Raw genomic sequence first — 18,966 nt, forward strand, 5'->3', positions numbered from 1 at the left:
TAATTCTCTCTGCTGGCCGGGCGCGGTATTGCACCCGGCGGGTTAAGGGTGGTGGCCGGTTACAGGCCGATGTTTTTACGGTGCTGATCCATCATATCTACGCCGTTCACCTTCCAGACCATGTTGAGCGCGTCCAGCTCAAAGGCTTCTGTACCGTTGAGGGTGATTTTCACGTAGGTATTTTTCAGCGTGTATTTATGCGAGGTGTTATCACCCTGCTTCGCGCTGCCCCAGTCCATTTCCTGCACGCGTCCGCGAGTCTGGATTTCGCAGGGAATGGCGTTGCCGGTTGAGTCGTCCAGGTACGAACCGGCAAAGCGCAGCTGCACGCCGTCGATGGTGCTGCCGTAGGTATTCAGCAGGCGGGCATCCAGACCGCCCAGTGTGATCTCCATATCCGCCGCGCCGGTTTCAAAGCCGAGGTGAACAGAAACCCCCATCGGCATGCCTGCGCCCTGATAGTCTTCGGTTTTGCGGCCCAGCTTTGGCGTGGTCAGTTCTTCAGTGATGCCGAGGAAGCTGTCGCCGTTAACATAGGTGTTGAAAGAAAAAAGTTTGCTTGGTAATCCCATGATCTTCTCCTTACACCGTCGCGAACGTAGCGAAGTATTCAGCCGTGAATTCCTGAATCAGCGTCAGGTCTTCAAGCGGCGGAACGGGGGTGTACTTGTAGCGAATGGTGGCCTTGCCATCGCGCAGCGCTTCGGTGGTGTTGTCCCCGGCAAAATCAAACCAGCAGCTGAACCCCAGCAGGCGATTAGCGGTCACCAGAGCAGCGCCCTTACGGTTGATGCCGTCCACAATGTCCTTAATCAGCGACGGCGTGAGAGGTTTATCGACGTAGGGGAAATGCGCTTCGGCGATGGTGTCAGCGAGGGTCTGCGCGGTGCGGGTATAGCTTTCGAATAAGTAGGTTTCTTCATCGCAGGTGCGGGAACCCCAGAAGCGGAAGCCATCGCGCTTAATCAGCGTGGTGATGCCTTTGCTGTTAAGGTCATCGGCATCGGTATCTTCGCCTTGAAGCGTCCAGTAAACGTCTGCCGAAATGCCCAGCACGTTTGATACCGGCACGTTCGACAGCACTTTGTGCCAGCCCTGTTCTGCGTCGATTTTCGCCCGCAAGCCGATAGCGTAAGCCGCTGCCGGGACGGTTTCGTTAGCGGCGGTCAGGCTGTTGTAAGCGATGAAGTCAGGGTAAATCACCATGATTTCGCGCTCGCTGAAGTCTTCGCGCCAGGCTTTGGCTTCGGCAATGGTTTTACAGTCGTGGGCGCCGACGTAGGCGAAAGCGCGTAGCTTCTCGGCGATCACCGCCAGCTGAAGCGCCACCACTTTCGTATCAAGACCCGGTACGGCCAGCACGCGGGGATGTTCACCGACGCGTGGCTCGGCGGTCAGCAGTGCAAACATGCCGGTGTAACGGCCATCGGCACCAACGCCGCCGATAACCAGCTGATCCTGCGTAGGAGCGGTTTCACCTTCAGCCGGGATAACCTGCGAGGCATCCGCAACGCGGACAACGACCGTTTTCGGGCTGGCCTGGTCAGAAATGGCTTTCAGGGTGGTGTAGAGCGTGCCGCTTTTCCCGGCTTTGCCGAGATAATCCCGGACACGCGTCAGTAATACTGGCGTGTTGAGCGGGAAGGTAACTCCGTCGGCGTCGTCAGCGGTACAGACCACGCCAATTACGGCTGTGTCGATATCGCGGATCATGGTGCTGAGGTCGGTTGTTTCTTTGACCCGGACGCCGTGATGATAATTTTCACTCATGCTTTGTTGCCTCTGGTTGATGCGTGCAATACATCATCGTGAAGCGCGGCCCCCTTATCACGCTGTGGCGATTGTCGCTGGCGGCTGACAACCTGCGCCAGCTGACGTCGACCCTCACGCGGGCGAGGATGCAGGCAGGGGGATTTATGCTGACTATTTTTGACGATGATCTATCACCGCAGCCTGCTTACCGGCTGACGATACAAGGCGTGGTGCTGACGAGTCTGGATGACCGGCTGATGTCGTTGACGTTGACCGATAACCGGGGCTTTGAAGCTGACCGGCTGGAGCTGACGATTGATGATACTGACGGGCTGGTTGTTATGCCGTCGCGAGGCGCTGAGATCTCGGTTGCTATCGGCTGGGCTAATCGTCCACTGGTTGATAAAGGCGTGTATACCGTGGATGAAATTACCCATCAGGGGCCGCCTGACCGGCTGGTGATCACCGCCCGCAGCGCAGATTTTCGTGAGGACTTCAACGTTAAGCGCGAATACAGCTGGCACGACGTGACCGTCGGCGCGGTGGTTTCCGCCATTGCCGGTCGCTATAACCTGATCCCCGCCGTCAGTGCGTCGTTAAAGGATGTGGAAATTGACCACGCTGACCAGACGAGTGAATCGGATATAAGCTTCCTGACACGGATGGCGGAAATAATTGGCGCGGTTGCCACTATAAAAAATGGACGCCTGTTGTTTATCGTGCCAGGCATGGGTATTTCACAAAGCGGCTGCGTGCTGCCCTCCGTCATGATTACTCGCGCCAGTGGTGACGGGCATTCATTCCGGATTGCTGACCGTGACGCTTATACCGGAGTCCAGGCATACTGGCTTGATCTCAACTTCGGCAAGAAAAAGCCCACGGCGATTAAACGCCGGAAAAAAAAGAAGCCGATAAACGTCACGCCTGCATCCTCTAAAAAAGAAGGGGGCTATGTGGAGGGCGCTGAGGGCAATGTTTTCGTCATGCGCAAGACGTTCAAAACCGAGCGTGCTGCCCGACGTGCGGCGGCGGCGAAGTGGGCGGAGTTACAGCGCGGTGCTGCTGAGTTCAGCATTACCCTGGCGCGGGGCCGCGAAGACCTCTACCCGGAATTACACGCCAACGTAACCGGATTTAAACCTTTGATTGACGCTGCGGATTGGGTAATTAACCGTGTGACGCATACGATTGACGACAATGGATTTATCACCGGGTTGGAGCTGGAGGTGCGGATTAACGGCTGGGATGTTGCTGAAGAAACGTACGAAACGGAATAGCATATTTTTCGGAGTTATCTTAAAATGCCCGCGAGTTTAATCAGATTGTGGTGAGGTTCTATGTTCACCTGCCCGAAATGCAATGCCAGTGCTAAAACCCGTACCAGTGTCAGGCTAAGTGAACTGACGCGCCGCAGTTATCACCAGTGTAATAATCTGGCTTGTGGTGTGACTTTCACAACCCTAGATTCGGTGGAGCATTTTCTGAATCACGTCACTCCCGTAGCAGCGCATAACGTGCCGAAAGGAATTTTTCCAAGCTCAAACTACGGGGATGATCAGTTAGCCTTATCACTCTGAAGAAAACCAAACCCCGTAAAGCGGGGTTTTTAATTTCGATTAAAAAAATTTAAGTCAGTGCCGATAACTCAAATGTTACTTTTTTAATTTATGAAGATGGAGTTTTATATGTCTGGAATGGTTTTTTGTCGTGGCTGCGGTAAGGAAATTCATAGTTCCGCTAAAGCTTGTCCGCAGTGCGGGGCGACACAAGGTTCAGAGGTGGGAAAGAAAAGCAGGATTGCTGCTGCGCTTCTGGCTTTCTTCTTTGGTGGGATTGGTGTGCATAAGTTCTATCTGGGCCGTGTGGGACAGGGATTTTTATACTTAATTTTTTGCTGGACGTTCATTCCAGCACTAATAGCCTTTATCGAATTTATTCTCTACCTGTGTTCATCTGATGAAGATTTCGCCAGAAAATACGGCTAAGGCCACTGCAAAGACTTAAAAATAAGCCCGCTTATCAAGTGGGCTTTTTTTTTGATGTGGTCAATGTGTGGACATTGATAGAAATAAATCCTTTTATTTCATATTTTTAATCGGTGTTAATAATCACCATCCCTGTCTTCCCCGCCATGATGGCGGGGCTTTTTTTTGCCTGAAATCCAGTATACTTACGCACTCAACTTAAGGGAGTGTGGCATGGATCAACACTACGCACGTCTGGTGAATCGCGCCGCACTGGCCGCCACGATGCTGGCTTCGGTGCTGCTGCTGGTGAAGATTTTTGCCTGGTGGTACACCGACTCCGTCAGCCTGCTGGCCGCCCTGGTCGACTCCCTCGTCGATATCGCCGCCTCACTGACCAATCTGTTTGTGGTCCGCTACTCCCTTCAGCCTGCTGACCGCGAGCATACCTTTGGTCACGGCAAGGCAGAATCGCTGGCCGCGCTGGCCCAAAGCATGTTTATCTCCGGTTCTGCACTGTTCCTGTTCCTCACCGGTCTCCAACACCTGGCGACGCCCAATGAAATGCGCGGACCGTTAATCGGTATCGTCGTCACCTTGATCGCCCTGTTTTCCACTCTGGTGTTGGTCACTTTCCAGCGTTGGGTGGTCAAGCGCACCCGCAGCGTGGCTATCCGCGCCGATATGCTGCATTACCAGTCTGATGTGATCATGAACGGGGCCATTCTGTTGGCGTTGGGGCTAAGCTGGTACGGCTTTAAGCGTGCGGATGCGCTGTTTGCGCTGGGGATTGGCGTGTGGATTTTAACCAGCGCATTGCGCATGGGCTACGATGCCGTTCAGGCGCTGCTGGATCGGGCGTTGCCGGATGAGGACCGGCAGACGATCATTGATATCGCCACAAACTGGCCGGGCGTTCAGGGCGCACATGATATCCGTACCCGTCAGTCGGGCCCAACCCGTTTTATTCAGCTGCATCTGGAAATGGACGATAATTTGCCCCTTTATCAGGCGCACAAAATGGCAGAAGACGTTGAAAAGGCATTGTTAAGCCGCTTTCCGGGGTCGGATGTGATCATTCATCAGGATCCCTGCTCGGTGGTACCGGCTGAACGGGCGCGGGGACTTGATCTATAATTCCTCGGGAAATAAATGGGTTAGCGCAATGATTGTGAAAAACGTGACGCGGCGCAAAAAAAATAGCTGAATCATGACTGACCTGAATCAATTCAGCTGCCTGGCTTTGATATACTATTGCCATCATTAGTGGGTAAGCTCGCCTATGCGCCGACCTTCCAGGGCGCTCAGAATTCTAATTTTGCATCAACAAGTTCAGAGGTTGTCATGATTAAAAAAATCGGTGTACTGACAAGTGGTGGCGATGCGCCAGGAATGAACGCAGCCATCCGGGGCGTGGTACGTGCCGCCCTGAGCGAAGGCCTGGAAGTGTGTGGCGTTTACGATGGCTATCTGGGCCTGTATGAAGATCGCATGGCCAATCTGGACCGTTACAGCGTATCTGACATGATTAACCGTGGTGGCACCTTCCTGGGCTCCGCGCGTTTCCCGGAGTTCCGTGAAGAGTCAGTGCGTACCGTTTGCATCGAGAACATGAAAAAGCGCGGGATTGATGCGCTGGTAGTTATCGGTGGTGATGGTTCTTACATGGGCGCCAAGCGTCTTACTGAGATGGGTTTCCCGTGCATCGGCTTGCCGGGCACCATTGATAATGACGTGGCCGGAACGGATTACACCATCGGTTACTTCACCGCGCTGGAAACCGTCGTCGAAGCGATTGACCGTCTGCGTGACACGTCTTCTTCTCACCAGCGTATTTCCATCGTTGAAGTGATGGGCCGTTACTGTGGCGATCTGACGCTGGCTGCGGCCATCGCCGGTGGCTGTGAATTTATCGTATTGCCTGAAATCCCTTACACCCGCGAAGAGCTGGTAGAAGAGATCAAAGCGGGCATCGCCAAAGGTAAAAAGCACGCTATCGTGGCCATTACCGAGCACATCTGCGATATCGATGAGCTGGCCAAATACATTGAAGCTGAAACCAAGCGTGAGACCCGTTCAACGGTGCTGGGCCATATCCAGCGCGGCGGTGCGCCGGTCGCTTACGACCGTATCCTGGCATCCCGCATGGGCGCCTACTCGATTGAGCTGCTGTTGCAGGGCTACGGCGGCCGTTGTGTCGGTATTCAGAATGAGAAGATGGTGCACCACGACATCATCGATGCGATTGAAAACATGAAGCGTCCCTTCAAAGGTGACTGGCTGGATACCGCCAAGAAGCTTTATTAAGCAAAATCAAGGCGCTGAAACCCAGCGCCTTTTTACTGCCTTGCTATATTCCATTAGGTTATTAAAGCTTGTTTTTAATTCTTTAAATCGTGGATAGGTTTGTGTCAGGCTCTCCTACAGCGAAAACCTTTGGGAGAGAGAGTAATGAATAAGTGGTGTATGGGATTTACCCTGTTACTGGCTTCAACCAGCGTGCTGGCGAAAGATATTCAGCTGCTGAATGTTTCTTACGATCCAACGCGTGAGCTGTACGAACAGTACAACAAGGCCTTCAGCGCGCATTACAAGCAGGAAACAGGTGACAATGTTGTCGTCCGTCAATCCCATGGTGGCTCCGGTAAGCAAGCGACGTCCGTCATCAATGGCATTCGTGCCGATGTGGTTACGCTGGCGTTAGAATCTGATGTGGATGCCATTGCTGAACGCGGTCGTATCGACAAAAACTGGATTAAACGTCTGCCAGACAACTCTGCTCCTTACACCTCGACCATCGTCTTCCTGGTCCGCAAAGGCAATCCAAAGCAAATCCACGACTGGGATGATTTGATCAAACCTGGCGTGTCGGTGATCAGTCCGAATCCAAAAACCTCCGGCGGCGCACGCTGGAACTATCTGGCGGCATGGGGTTGGGCACTGGATCAGAACCATGGCGATCAGGCGAAAGCGCAGGCTTACGTCAAAGCCCTGTATAAGAACGTTGAGGTTCAGGATTCCGGCGCGCGTGCCGCGACCAATACCTTCGTAGAACGTGGCTTAGGCGATGTGCTAATCGCGTGGGAAAACGAAGCCTACCTGGCGGTGAATAAGCTGGGTAAAGACAAGTTTGAGATCGTGACGCCAAGTGAATCAATCCTGGCGGAACCGACCGTATCCGTGGTGGATAAAGTGGTCGACGAGCGTGACAGCCGTAAAGTGGCCGATGACTACCTGAAGTATCTCTACTCGCCAGTGGGTCAAACCATCGCGGCAGAGAACTACTATCGCCCGCGCGATCCTGAGGTCGCCAAGAAGTTTGCCAGCACCTTTGCGCCGGTGAAACTGTTTACCATTGATAATAAGTTTGGCGGCTGGACTCAGGCTCAGAAAACACACTTTGCCGATGGTGGCACTTACGACCAGATTATGAAACCCGATTAATTGTTACCCAGGCGGTGAATACCTTCACCGCCTGATTTGCCTTATCCACGGTCTTTACTGCTTATTTACGCCTTCCTTACCCTTTCCGAACCCTTCCGAATACTGCCTTAAGTCGATTTATCCCAGCCCAGAAAAATGGTCACCGCGATTGATTATTTGACATGATCTTTATCCGTAATTCGTTTACATTACGAGCAGATTATGAGCAGAGGTTTCAATGATGCAGGGGCGAAAGCGGGTCCTGATTGTAGTGGGTATTGCAGGGGTAATTTTGACGGCGGGCTGTGCCTCGATAGCGTTGAATTATAAAAACAATTCGGATGCGTTATGGAAAATTGTCAGTCAAAAATGTGTGCCTAACCAAAATCAAAATAACGATCCCACACCCTGTCGTCAGGTCGACTTGCGCAATGGTTATGTGGTCCTGAAAGATCGCGTGGGTCCTCTGCAGTTTTTATTAATGCCGGTGGAAAAGATTACCGGTATTGAAAGTCCGGCCTTACTCAATCCTGCTACGCCCAATTTCTTTGCAGAAGCCTGGCGCTCGCGTCATTTTATGGAAGAAAAGCGCGGTGCGCCCATCGATGACAGTGCCTATGCGTTAAGCATTAATTCAGAGCGGGGAAGAACGCAGAATCAGCTGCATATTCATATCTCCTGCCTGCGCCCGGATATTCGCCAACAGCTGGACAGCCTCAGCCCTAAACTGACCAGCCTATGGCAATCCGAGCAGTTGGCTGGGCATACCTATCAGGTGCGGGCGGTTACCCGCGACGAGATCAAAAAGATGAGTCCGTTTCTGCGTCTCGCCAGAGAGATCCCCGGCGCGCGGGAAGAGATGTACAAATACGGCATTGCCGTTGCGGCGCTGCCAGATGGCCGTCGCGTGATGATGGTGATCAAACGTAATCTGTTACTGATGAACCGGGGTTCTGCTGAAGAGTTGCAGGACCACAGTTGCAGCATCCTCAAGTCTTAAGGGCAACCCCGGCTGCCCTTAAGTCCCTGCCTCAGGCTTTTTTAGCCTCTGGCTCGATGGGTTGATCGTCCTTGTACTTCGCCGTGGCAATCCACGCGGCGCAGAACAGGGTCAGACGGGCAAAGAAGTAGAAAAAGGCCATCAGTCCCAGCACCGACCCAAAAGCTGCGCCGGAAGGCGAAGACGCCAGCTTAGGCAGGGTCAGCGTCATAATGAATTTAATCACTTCAAAGCCAATCGCCGCCAGCAAGGTCCCACGGAATAACGCTTTTTTACGCGGCTTATGCCGTGGCAGGATCCAGAAAATCCACAGGAACAGCAGATAGTTCGCCAGAATGGAAATCGACAACGCAATCAGCGTCATCGCCGGTTTCAGCCAGTCGATTCCCTCCAGTCCTAATGCCCGCACAATCATATCCTGCGCCGCGCCGGCAATAGATGTCAGTGACAGCGTGATAATCAGCGCCAGCACCAGTCCGGTCAGCGAAATAAAGTCGCGGGAATAGCGCCGCCAGATTTTCTCTTTGTCCTGCTCGTTTCTTTCCCAGACATCGCGCGACTGGGCGCGGATCGCCTCGCGCAGATTGCCCATCCAGCTAATCCCGGAATAGAGCGCAATGAACAAGCCGGTCAGTCCGACGGTAGTACGCTGCTGAATCGCCGTATTAACGGTGTTTTTCAGCGTCGAGGCCAGCGTGGGATCGCTGATATTGTCGACGATCTTATTGATCAACTGCGTCAGCAGGTCCTGGTTAGACGCCAGCACAAAACCGACGGCGGCAAAGGAGACCATCAGGATCGGGATCAGCGAGAGAAATGAGAAATAGGTAATCGCCGCGCCAAACTGGCTGCCCAGTCGATCGTTAAAGCGTTCACCCGCGCGCAGAAAATGCGCCACGGCGGGAATGGCCTGGAACCAACTCGCCAGCTTTGAAACCCGGGTAATGGATTTATCAACGGTGTGATTGCCTGTCTTGATATTGATCAGCGGTTTGTCTTCTTGCTGGTTTTCAGCGGATTGGTTTTCCTTCATGTCACCTTCTTCATGTCCTTCAAATGAATGTACCTGCCTGAAATTATAGCCCCGCACTCAGGTAACGTATTTTTTCATCGTCTGAGTGATCCATTCCATAAAAACGTGCACCCGACGGGCGAGGTTACGGCGGTGGGGATAAATCAGCGAGATGGGCATCGGTTCAGCCCGAAAATGCGGCAGAACTTCCACCAGGGTTTTGTTGGCCAGTGACGCTTTCATTCCGGCGAGAGGCGCCTGAATGATGCCAAGTCCGGACAGACAGGCCGACTGGTAGGTTACCGTATTGTTGACGGTGACCGCGCCGCCGGTCTGGATAAAGCGGGTTGTTTTGCCGTCCCAGTACTCAAATCCTTGCGGATGGACGCCCAGCTGCTGGCTGTAATGCACCATCGCATGTTGTCCCAGATCGTCGAGGGTCTGTGGGGTGCCAAACCGTTCCAGGTAGTCAGGGCTGGCGCAATTTATCTGCGTCATTTTCCCTAACGGACGCGCGATCAGCCCGGAGTCGCCCAGGGTGCCGCCACGGATCACGCAGTCAAAGCCTTCCCGAATCACATCGACACGGCGGTCACTGCTGCTCAGCTCCAGCTCGATCCCCGGGTATTGCTGCAAGAATTGCGGCAGCAGCGGCAGGATGAAATTACTGGCAAGGCTGACCGACATATCCACCCGCAGCCGGCCGCTGAGCGTGGTGGGATCGTGCTGAAACAGGGAATCCATCTCTTCCAGCGTGGCCAGCACATCACGGCAGCGCTCGTAATACACCAGTCCATCCTGGGTCAGCTGCACGCGGCGGGTGGTACGGTGCAGCAGTCGCGTTCCCATGCTGTTTTCCAGCGCCTGTAACTGACGCGACAGGCTGCCTTTCGGTAAACCCAGGCTGTCTGCCGCGCGGGTAAAGCTCTGCAACTCCGCGACTCTGACAAACACCTGCATTGCGTGAATTTTATCCATTTTTGCGCCTGTTGTTGTCCGGAATGAAACAGTGAAGCGTCATTCAGGACATTTATAGATCAGAACGGAGGTAATATCCTGTTTTTTGTCCACAGAAACAGACTGGAGAAGAAAATGAGCCATAAAATCGCAGTGATCACCGGCGGAAGCCGGGGTTTAGGTGAGAATGCCGCCCTGAAACTGGCCGCTAAAGGCGTTGACGTCATTTTGACGTACCGTAGCAAGCAGCCGGAAGCCGATCGGGTTGTGCAGCGTATTGAGGCGCTCGGAGCCCGTGCCGTGGCGCTTCAGCTGGATGTTGGCGACAGCAAGAGCTTCGTGGCCTTTGCGGCTGAAGTGAAAAAACAGCTCAACGCTGTCTGGCAAAGAGAGCATTTTGATTATTTATTGAACAATGCCGGGACCGCACTTCACGCCAGTTTCGAGGAGACCACCGAAGCGCAGTTTGATGAGATGGTGAATGTCCATTTCAAAGGGCCGTTTTTCCTGACCCAGACGCTGCTGCCGCTGCTGGTGGACGGCGGACGTATCCTGAATATCTCCAGCGGACTGGCGCGCTTTAGCCTGCCAGGCTCCAGTGCGTATGCGTCGGTAAAAGGGGCGATGGAAGTGCTGACCCGTTATCAGGCGAAAGAACTGGGTAAGCGTGGGATTGCGGTGAATATCCTGGCGCCAGGCGCGATTGCCACCGACTTTAGCGGTGGGATGGTGCGTGATAACCCGGAAGTGAATGCCTTTGTCGCCTCGCAAACGGCGCTGGGACGGGTCGGTTTGCCGGATGACATCGGCAATGCCGTCGCGCAGATCCTCAGCGATGAGAGCGGCTGGATCAACGGTCAACGTATTGAAGCGTCCGGCGGCATGTTTATGTAATCCTCTGGCGCCGCTCTCTGGATCCAACGCCAGCAGAGCGGCGGCCGTGACTGGCGTGCTTAAACGGCGAGCGTCCCGTCGATAACCGTGACGGTTTGTCCACCAATCCACAGGCCATCGCTGGCGTAGGTGACGCTCAGCCTGCCTGCGCGCTTCATCGCCGTCCCCTGGCGAACCCGATAATCCAGCTCAACGCCCTGTGCCTGAAGATAGCGGGCCAGACAGGCGTTGGCGCTGCCGGTGACCGGATCTTCAGTGAAGGAGCCGTTCTCGACCAGCAGGCCACGCACTTCATACTGCTCGGGCAAACCGTCCAGCGGGCCAAACGGCATCACGCCGTTCACCTGCGCTTTCCGCAACAGCCGTTCAAACTCCACGATATTCGGTTTGATCGCCAGCACCGCCTCAGCGGATTGCATCGGCACCAGCAACCAGCGAATGCCCATATCGGCCACCATTACCGGCAGCTGAGTTTCCAGCGCATCACTGTTCAGGGCACTGCTTAACGGCGCATCGCTGAACCCGGTCAGCGTGGCTTCCGGTGCGGCAAAGGCCAGCGCACCCTCGGCGGAAATTTTGATGGTGACCAAACCAATCCCGCACTCCTGCACAATCTTGCCGGGATTTTTCACGGTGACGCCCGCTTCGAGCAGCGCATGGGCGGTACCCAGCGTCGGATGCCCGGCGAACGGCAGTTCCAGATCCGGGGTGAAGATGCGCACCCGATAGTCCGCGGCGGGATCTTCAGCCGGCAGCACGAAGGTGGTTTCTGACAGATTGGTCCAACGGGCAACGGACATCATCTGCTCATCGCTCAGGCCGCTGGCATCCATAATCACCGCCAGCGGATTGCCGTTGAGCGGTGAAGAGGTAAAGACATCAACCTGTTTAAATGCACGTAACTGTGTCATCACTAAAGTCCTTCTGATTGGCATGTTGCAAGAGTAGACCGAAAATTGCCTGCTTAAGCCGGCGGAAATCACATTGTTGAGGCAGCAGGGGGTTAGCCATTGTCAGCCTGACCGAATATGGGTATTAATAGCTCCACGCTGCACAAAAAAGTGACGGAACTATGCTGAAAATACTGGGACGCGCCTCATCAATCAACGTTCGCAAAGTGCTGTGGGTTTGTGAAGAGCTGGACATTGCCTTCCGCCGGGAAGACTGGGGCGACGGATTTAAATCCCCCCAGGACGCCGCCTTCAAAAACATGAATCCCAATGCCCTGATCCCGGTTATACAGGAAGGGGATTTCATCCTTTGGGAATCCAACGCCATTATCCGTTATCTGGCCAATGCGTACGGCGGCGGCTGGCTGTATCCCGAGGATCCCCGCGCCCGTGCGCCCGTCGATCAGTGGATTGACTGGCAGGCCACCGAGCTGAATACCTCCTGGCGCTACGCCTTTATGTCGCTGGTTCGCCACTCTCCGGCGCATCAGGATCCGCGTTTACTGGCCGCGGCGAGTAAAGGCTGGTCGCATACCATGGGCATTCTCAATGCGCAGCTGGAACGTACCGGCGCGTATGTTGCGGGCAAAGCCTTCTCGCTGGCGGATATCCCGGTCGGACTGTCGGTTAACCGCTGGTATGAAACGCCGCTGGACCATCCTGACTTTCCGGCGGTGCGGGCCTATTACGAGCGACTGACCCTGCGCAAAGGCTATGCGACCTATGGCCGCAACGGCACGCCGTAATCTCAGGCGATACCCGCTTCCAGCCCGCTAAGTTCACAGGCCACCGCACCGGTTCGCTTCAGTGCCCAGGTGTAGCGCTCATCAAAGGGATAGCAGCAAGACAGGCGAAGCGCGCTGTTCCCGCGATCGCTCAGGGTATAAAGTGCGCCGGGCGTCAGACATATCTTCTCCTGCAACAGGCGATGGAACAGCTCGACGGTATCCACTTTCGCCGGCAGCTCCACCCAGAAGACAAAGCCGCCGCTGGGCAGCGTTGCCTGGGTTCCCTGCGGGAAATGGCGGGCAATAATGCCGCGCGCCTCATCCAGCTGCGCGGCATAGCGGCGGCGCATGGTGCGTAGATGATGATCGTAGCCGCCTGATTCCAGAAAATGGCCCAGCGTTTCTGACAACAACCGCGATTCTGCCAGCGAAGAGACGGCTTTCAGCCTGGCCAGTTCACCGCTAAATCGTCCCGCCGCAATCCAGCCGATATGGAAATCAGGTGCCACCGTTTTGGTAAAACTGGCGCAGTACAGAACCCAACCCTGGGTATCGAAGGCTTTCACCGAAGGCGCGAGGGGCCAGCAGAACTGTAGCTCGCCGTACAAACCGTCTTCCAGTAGCGGCACCTGGTAGCGGTTGACCAGCTTCGCCAGCCGCTTTTTATCGTCCAGCTTCATACTGAATCCCAGCGGATTCTGCACGTTGGGCATGGCGACAATCGCCTGCAGCCGCTTTTCCTGTAGCAGCAGCTCCAGCGCATCCAGCGACATCCCGTGTTGGGGATCGGTGGGGATTTCCAGCACCTTCAGCCCCAGGCTTGCCAGCAGCGGGAACAGGTAAAAATAGGTTGGCGTTTCGACGCCCACACAGTCACCGGGCCGGGTGACCGCCCGCAGCGCCAGTTGGAGCGCTTCCATACAGCCGTGGGTCAGGGTGATATCTTCGGTCGCCAGCGCCATGCCTAAATCCATCGAGCGTTTGGCGATGGCCCGGCGTAAGCGTTCGCTGCCGGGTGGCAACGCATAGCGGCCAATTAACTCCGGCTCGCGGCGTAACAGCGAGGCCATAATGCGGCTGATTTTTGCCGTGGGAAAAAAATCACTGTTCTGCGGGCAGGCCAGCGAGATATTGGTGTAGTCCGGATGATTCTGCGCGGCAAAAACCGCATCAATCAAATCCAGCTTCTCGCTGCTGGGAGAGCGCACTTTCGCCCGCCGATCGCCGCTGCTTTTCACCGAAGGCAGCATGCCACGCACGTAATAACCGGATTGAGGTCGTGCTTCGATCAGGCCGCGATCTTCAAGGATACGGTAGGCCGTCAGCACCGTATTGATACTGACCTGATGATTACTGGCGCAGCGTCGTATCGCGGGCAGACGCGTGCCGGGCAGGAAAGTGCCGTTATGGATGGCTTCTGCCAGCGATTCCGCCAGCTGATGATAGAGGGTACTTTCCTGCGGTTCGACAATGGACACAATCGCCTGCCTTAGTGATGGGTACAGTGAAAGTCATTTCGACATTGTACTCATTACAATAGTGTATTTCTGAATCTGTTACCATCCTGCTGCCCGCACTACCATGGTGTTCTCAACCATCTGCAGGATACAGACCATGCTTGATCCCTCCTTTTTCAGTTATGTCACCGTTATGTCGATTACGCCTGGGCCGAACAACCTGATGCTGGCGACCTCTGGCGTCAATTTTGGCATGCGTAGAACGCTGCCGATGCTGCTGGGAATCATGATCGGCTGCGCGATCCAGACGGCGATAGCGGGATTACTGCTGGAGGTCTTGCTGGTGTGGATGAGCGCCATTCGCCTGCCGTTAACGCTGTTGGGCGCGGCTTATCTGCTCTGGCTGTCTTGGAAAATTTTCCGCAGCGGCGCGCCAGAATTGCGTGAGAAAGCGCAGCCGATGACGCTGCTGGGCGGGGCGATGTTCCAGGCAATCAACCCAAAAGCCTGGCTGATGGCCACCAACGTCGCGCTGATGTACACCGCCAGCAGCGGAATTTTGACGGTGATGATTGGGTTTATGGCGCTGAATCTGCCGTGCATTCTGATCTGGGCAGCGATGGGAGACCGGTTGGGGAAACATCTGCAGGTGGCGTGGAAACTGCGGGTCTTTAACACCGTGATGGCACTGTCGCTGATGGCGACGACGTTATGGATGCTAGTTGAAGTGATTCACCCCTGATCGGAAAGGGCGGCCTTTCGGCCGCCCTTTATTGCCTGATGCCCGGCCAGTAATTACTTACCGATCACCGCCGCATTGGCTTCTTCTGCTTCATCGTTCGCGGCTGAGGTTGGGGTGTATTCCAACTGCAGAACACGACTGGTTTCCGCCAGCTCTTTCTCGGTCGCCGCCACGTTGCCGTTCAGCTTCCTGCCATACGATGGGATCATCGTTTTCAGCTTCGCCTGCCACTCAATCGATGAGAAGCGATCCTCAAACACTTTGGCCATCAGATCGATCATGATTGGCGCAGCGGTTGACGCGCCCGGAGACGCACCCAGCAGAGCGGAGATGGTGCCATCCTGAGACGTCACCACTTCGGTGCCGAGTTTCAGCACGCCACCTTTATCCGCATCTTTCTTGATGATCTGCACGCGCTGACCGGCCTTCACCAGACGCCAGTCTTCCTTTCTGGCTTCCGGGAAGTACTCCTGAAGTGCCTTCAGACGATCGTCATCGGTCAGCATCACCTGACCCACCAGGTATTTCACCAGATCGAAGTTGCTCAGGCCAACGTGCAGCATCGGCTTAATGTTGGAAGAGGTCAGCGAGCCAAACATATCCAACAGCGAACCCTGCTTCAGGAACTTGGTGGAGAAGGTGGCGAACGGACCAAACAGCAGCGTCTGTTTACCATCCAGCATCCGCGTATCCAGATGCGGAACCGACATCGGCGGTGCGCCTACGGACGCTTTGCCATAGACTTTCGCCAAATGGCGCTTTACCACGTCCGGATTCTCGGAGACCAGGAACTCGCCGCCCACCGGGAAGCCGGCATAGTCTTTCACTTCCGGGATGCCCGATTTCTGCAACAGCGTCAGGCCCGCGCCGCCCGCGCCGATAAAGACATATTTGGCGCGCAGCGTTTTTTCCTGACCGTTGTTTTTCAGGTCGGCGAGGGTCACGCTCCAGCTACCGTCTTCGTTACGCTTGATATCGCGCACTTCGTGACTGGTTTTGAGCGAGAATTGCGGGCTCTTCTGCAGCGAAGTCACCAGTTGATGGGTGATTTCACCGAAGTTGACGTCGGTACCGGTCAGAATACGGGTCGCGGCAACGCGGTCAGTCGCTTCGCGACCTTCCATCATCAACGGCACCCACTCCCTGACCTTTTCCGCATCTTCTGAATATTCCATGCCACGGAACAGCGTGCTTTTCTGCAAGGCTTCAAAGCGTTTTTTCAGGAATTCGACGTTGTCGTCACCCCAGACAAAGCTCATGTGCGGCACGCTGTTGATAAAGCTGCGCGGGTTTTGCAGGTTGCCTTTTTGCACCTGATACGCCCAAAACTGGCGGGAAATCTGGAAGGATTCGTTGATTTCCACGGCCTTTTTGATCTCAATCGAGCCGTCGCTTTTTTCCGGGGTGTAGTTCATCTCTGCCAGCGCGGAATGGCCCGTGCCTGCATTGTTCCAGCCGTTTGAACTCTCTTCAGCGATGCTGTCCAGACGTTCAACCATGCCAAGACGCCATGTGGGCTCAAGCTCCTGTAAATAGGTGCCGAGCGTGGCGCTCATGATTCCGCCGCCGATCAACAACACATCGACGTCATTTTTCTCTTCTTCAGCCGTTACCGATTTTGCCAAACTTATTGCGTTGAACCAGCCAGCCAGGCGTACTGCTAAATTTCGCATGAGGGCGACTTCTCCGTATGTTGAATGATCAACATGGTAAGCAGGTGAAACAGTTTCGGCTTCTGAGGAGCGCGTTTTGCTGTCTCGTTTTTCCAGGGTAATTTTTAAGCAAATTCACACATTAAAACGAATGTATTGAAAATGGTTAAAGCGATAGAAATATACCATTGTTACCAGTCAATTAAAAAATTGTTTAAAGATTAAAAATGAGAATGAAAAATCAAACGAAATTAGTAACATTGATACCGCGCCGTGAGGGTGGCGCGGTCGGAGGAAGTGAGAGCAGAAGAGCTATTTTATAATCAGCGACTTAGGTTAAATGAGGGCATCGAGCCCTCAGCGGCTCGCGCTTTTTAGCCGTACAGGTGCGGGATCATTTTTTTTGGCAGCGCGTTTAGCTTTTTAACATTAGCGCGGGGCACTGTCAGGCAGTTTACGGTGGCTGATCGCCAGGCGGTTATAGGCATTCATCAGGCCAATGGCGATGGTCATATCGCTGATCTCTTTTTCACTGAACGCCGCCTCAACCTCCGCGAAGACCGCATCCGGTGCGTGGGATTGGGCAATCAAGGTTAGTGACTCTGCCCATGCCAGCGCTGCTTTCTCACGCGAGGTGAACCAGTCGCCCGCTTCACGCCAGACCTGGGTCAGCACAATTTTGTCCCACGGCAGGCCCCCTTTGTGCAATGCTTTGGTATGCATATCAATGCAGTATGCGCAGCCATTGATTTCCGATACGCGCAGGAAAACCAACTCGATCAGATCCTGTGGCAGGCCGCATTGCGCAACATAGTTGTAGACGCCGCCGAGCGCTTTCATGCCAGCCGGGGCAACCTGGGTGTAATCGATACGTTCGCTCATTTTTCTTTCCTTTAATGGTCTGGTGCAGGTGAGGGGCTGAATAGCCCCGCGCTGGCGCTGATTCTCTCTTCTTCGATGGGACAGTAAAAGTGCCAGGAATTGACAAAAACAGTGGTCCATCTGCCGTGCAGATTGCGCTCTCACGACGTGGGGAACTGACGCTCAGCGAGCAGATCCGCGATGAGATGACCGCCGCTATCCGCGAAGGTCGGCTGGTGGCTGGCGCGCGCGTGGCATCCTGCCGGGATCTTGCGGCTCAGCTTGGGGTGGCTAGAGGAACCGTTCGCCATGCCTACGATATGCTGGTAGACAGCCAGTTGCTGGTGGCGAAGGGCGCGGCGGGCACCTTTGTCACGGCACAGCTGCCGGTTACCTCGAAGGCTGACGCCCGGCAAAAAGTGATGTCCCCGCTGTTCGACATTATTCACGACTTCGATTTAGCGCCGCTCACCTTCCAGATGGGCGTACCGGCGGATGATGCGTTTCCCGCTAAAGTCTGGTCGCGCATTCTCACCCGCCATGCCCGTGAGATGGCGACGCGGCCGGTTAGCTATCCCGATCCCCGAGGCAGCGTAATGCTGCGGGAACAGTTGGTCAGCTATCTGGCGATGACGCGTGGCATTCGTTGCCAGGCATCGCAAATCATGATCACCAACGGCTATGCGGGCGCGCTCGGACTGATTTGCCTGACCCTGGGTCTGCGGGACCAGCAGGCGTGGATTGAAGATCCCGGCTACCTGCTGGCACGCAAGGCGCTGGAAATGGCCGGCGTGACGCCGGTGGGCATTTCGGTGGACAGCGAAGGGATACGGGTGGATGAAGGCAAACGGCTGGCGCCTGAAGCGCGGATCGCGCTGGTGACGCCAGGCCAGCAGGCGCCGCTGGGCATGACGCTTTCTCTGGCACGCAGGAGCGAGCTGATCCAGTGGGCGCAGCAAACCAATGGCCTGATTGTCGAAGATGACTATCTGGGGGAACTCCAGCTTGATGGCCGGGCGGCACCGGCAATGGCTTCACTGGATACCGAGCGCGTGCTGCATATTGGCACCTTCAGTAAGAACCTCAGCCCTTCACTGCGTTTAGGCTATCTGGTGGTGCCTGAAAGGCTGGCGAGCCGTTTTGGCGACGTCACGGCTTTACTGTCTCCAGCCTCCTCCTTTGTGCTGCACAATGCGGTGGCTGAATTTTTACGGGAAGGGCATTTTATGCGGCATTTACGGCGCATGAAACGGCTGTACGCGGAGCGGCTGGAGAATATGTTGCAGGCTTTGCGACCGCATTTCCCGTCGGTGACCCGTGCGGCACTCGGCGTGGTCATTGAATTGCCTGCTGGCACGCGGGACAGCGTGATCGCGCGCGAAGCGCTTGCCTGGGGCATGGCGCCAACGGCGCTTTCCGTCTGGTATCAGTGTGCAGAACGGCGTCGTTATGGCTTAGTGCTTAGCGTGACCAATATGCCGAAAGGGGGATTTGAAAGCAGTGCGCTGAGGTTAAAAATGTTGGTCGAGCAGTGTGGCTGAAGGGGAAAATATCCTGCGCTGTGACCAGCGCAG

General features: G+C 55.1%; 19 protein-coding genes. 11 read left to right on the forward strand and 8 right to left on the reverse strand.

Features of this window, described 5'->3' with window-relative positions:
- Positions 1-59: 59 nt before the first annotated feature.
- Positions 60-572, reverse strand: coding sequence for a phage major tail tube protein (locus tag EBC_RS02015; RefSeq protein ID WP_013200163.1), 513 nt, complete (start codon positions 570-572; stop codon positions 60-62).
- A gap of 10 nt (positions 573-582) precedes the next feature.
- Positions 583-1,770, reverse strand: a complete 1,188-nt coding sequence (locus EBC_RS02020) for a phage tail sheath subtilisin-like domain-containing protein (protein ID WP_013200164.1) — start codon at positions 1,768-1,770, stop codon at positions 583-585.
- 146 nt (positions 1,771-1,916) lie between these two features.
- Between EBC_RS02020 and EBC_RS02025 the strand changes: the two genes are divergently transcribed.
- The 7 genes from EBC_RS02025 to EBC_RS02050 all read left to right on the forward strand — a co-directional run bounded on the left by EBC_RS02025 (position 1,917) and on the right by EBC_RS02050 (position 8,139).
- Positions 1,917-3,029 (forward strand): phage late control D family protein, encoded by a 1,113-nt coding sequence (locus tag EBC_RS02025; protein WP_231853698.1) that lies wholly within the window; start codon positions 1,917-1,919, stop codon positions 3,027-3,029.
- 60 nt (positions 3,030-3,089) lie between these two features.
- Positions 3,090-3,329, forward strand: a complete 240-nt coding sequence (locus EBC_RS24945; protein ID WP_013200166.1) for an ogr/Delta-like zinc finger family protein — start codon at positions 3,090-3,092, stop codon at positions 3,327-3,329.
- 108 nt (positions 3,330-3,437) lie between these two features.
- Positions 3,438-3,737 (forward strand): TM2 domain-containing protein, encoded by a 300-nt coding sequence (locus EBC_RS02030; RefSeq protein WP_013200167.1) that lies wholly within the window; start codon positions 3,438-3,440, stop codon positions 3,735-3,737.
- 213 nt (positions 3,738-3,950) lie between these two features.
- Entirely contained in the window at positions 3,951-4,853 is a 903-nt protein-coding gene (fieF, locus tag EBC_RS02035; RefSeq protein WP_013200168.1) for a CDF family cation-efflux transporter FieF, read from the forward strand.
- Between the two features lie 207 nt (positions 4,854-5,060).
- A complete protein-coding gene (gene pfkA / locus EBC_RS02040; RefSeq protein WP_013200169.1) occupies positions 5,061-6,023 on the forward strand; it encodes a 6-phosphofructokinase in 963 nt (320 codons plus the stop codon).
- A gap of 144 nt (positions 6,024-6,167) precedes the next feature.
- A complete protein-coding gene (locus tag EBC_RS02045; protein ID WP_013200170.1) occupies positions 6,168-7,160 on the forward strand; it encodes a sulfate ABC transporter substrate-binding protein in 993 nt (330 codons plus the stop codon).
- Positions 7,161-7,380: 220 nt separating this feature from the next.
- On the forward strand, positions 7,381-8,139 hold the full coding sequence (locus EBC_RS02050; RefSeq protein ID WP_013200171.1) for a CDP-diacylglycerol diphosphatase: 759 nt from the start codon (positions 7,381-7,383) through the stop codon (positions 8,137-8,139).
- Between the two features lie 31 nt (positions 8,140-8,170).
- On the opposite strand, the gene yhjD is transcribed toward EBC_RS02050, so the two are convergent.
- The gene (gene yhjD / locus EBC_RS02055; RefSeq protein ID WP_013200172.1) at positions 8,171-9,172 is read right to left on the reverse strand and encodes an inner membrane protein YhjD; all 1,002 of its coding nucleotides are present in this window, start codon (positions 9,170-9,172) and stop codon (positions 8,171-8,173) included.
- Positions 9,173-9,229: 57 nt separating this feature from the next.
- Positions 9,230-10,129: a LysR family transcriptional regulator gene (locus tag EBC_RS02060; RefSeq protein ID WP_013200173.1), complete on the reverse strand. Its 900-nt coding sequence runs from the start codon at positions 10,127-10,129 to the stop codon at positions 9,230-9,232.
- A gap of 114 nt (positions 10,130-10,243) precedes the next feature.
- On the opposite strand from EBC_RS02060, the gene EBC_RS02065 reads away from it, so the two are divergent.
- Positions 10,244-11,002, forward strand: coding sequence for an SDR family NAD(P)-dependent oxidoreductase (locus EBC_RS02065; protein WP_013200174.1), 759 nt, complete (start codon positions 10,244-10,246; stop codon positions 11,000-11,002).
- Between the two features lie 59 nt (positions 11,003-11,061).
- Here EBC_RS02065 and EBC_RS02070 read toward each other — a convergent pair whose 3' ends face one another.
- A complete protein-coding gene (locus EBC_RS02070) occupies positions 11,062-11,913 on the reverse strand; it encodes a PhzF family phenazine biosynthesis protein (RefSeq protein WP_013200175.1) in 852 nt (283 codons plus the stop codon).
- Between the two features lie 161 nt (positions 11,914-12,074).
- Between EBC_RS02070 and EBC_RS02075 the strand changes: the two genes are divergently transcribed.
- The gene (locus EBC_RS02075; RefSeq protein ID WP_013200176.1) at positions 12,075-12,698 is read left to right on the forward strand and encodes a glutathione S-transferase family protein; all 624 of its coding nucleotides are present in this window, start codon (positions 12,075-12,077) and stop codon (positions 12,696-12,698) included.
- A gap of 2 nt (positions 12,699-12,700) precedes the next feature.
- Here the strand turns inward: EBC_RS02075 and EBC_RS02080 are convergent, their stop codons facing one another.
- A complete protein-coding gene (locus EBC_RS02080; RefSeq protein ID WP_013200177.1) occupies positions 12,701-14,158 on the reverse strand; it encodes an aminotransferase-like domain-containing protein in 1,458 nt (485 codons plus the stop codon).
- Positions 14,159-14,294: 136 nt separating this feature from the next.
- Between EBC_RS02080 and EBC_RS02085 the strand changes: the two genes are divergently transcribed.
- The gene (locus tag EBC_RS02085) at positions 14,295-14,879 is read left to right on the forward strand and encodes a LysE family translocator (protein ID WP_013200178.1); all 585 of its coding nucleotides are present in this window, start codon (positions 14,295-14,297) and stop codon (positions 14,877-14,879) included.
- A 53-nt stretch (positions 14,880-14,932) separates the two neighbouring features.
- Here the strand turns inward: EBC_RS02085 and mqo are convergent, their stop codons facing one another.
- The gene (gene mqo / locus EBC_RS02090; protein ID WP_013200179.1) at positions 14,933-16,552 is read right to left on the reverse strand and encodes a malate dehydrogenase (quinone); all 1,620 of its coding nucleotides are present in this window, start codon (positions 16,550-16,552) and stop codon (positions 14,933-14,935) included.
- A gap of 408 nt (positions 16,553-16,960) precedes the next feature.
- Positions 16,961-17,413, reverse strand: a complete 453-nt coding sequence (locus EBC_RS02095) for a carboxymuconolactone decarboxylase family protein (RefSeq protein ID WP_013200180.1) — start codon at positions 17,411-17,413, stop codon at positions 16,961-16,963.
- Positions 17,414-17,502: 89 nt separating this feature from the next.
- Here EBC_RS02095 and pdxR point away from each other — a divergent pair, with 89 nt between their 5' ends.
- Positions 17,503-18,933 (forward strand): MocR-like pyridoxine biosynthesis transcription factor PdxR, encoded by a 1,431-nt coding sequence (pdxR, locus tag EBC_RS02100; RefSeq protein ID WP_013200181.1) that lies wholly within the window; start codon positions 17,503-17,505, stop codon positions 18,931-18,933.
- Positions 18,934-18,966 lie beyond the last annotated feature (33 nt).

Origin of the sequence: Erwinia billingiae Eb661 (assembly GCF_000196615.1) — a bacterium.
Taxonomy (GTDB): Bacteria; Pseudomonadota; Gammaproteobacteria; order Enterobacterales; family Enterobacteriaceae; genus Erwinia; species Erwinia billingiae.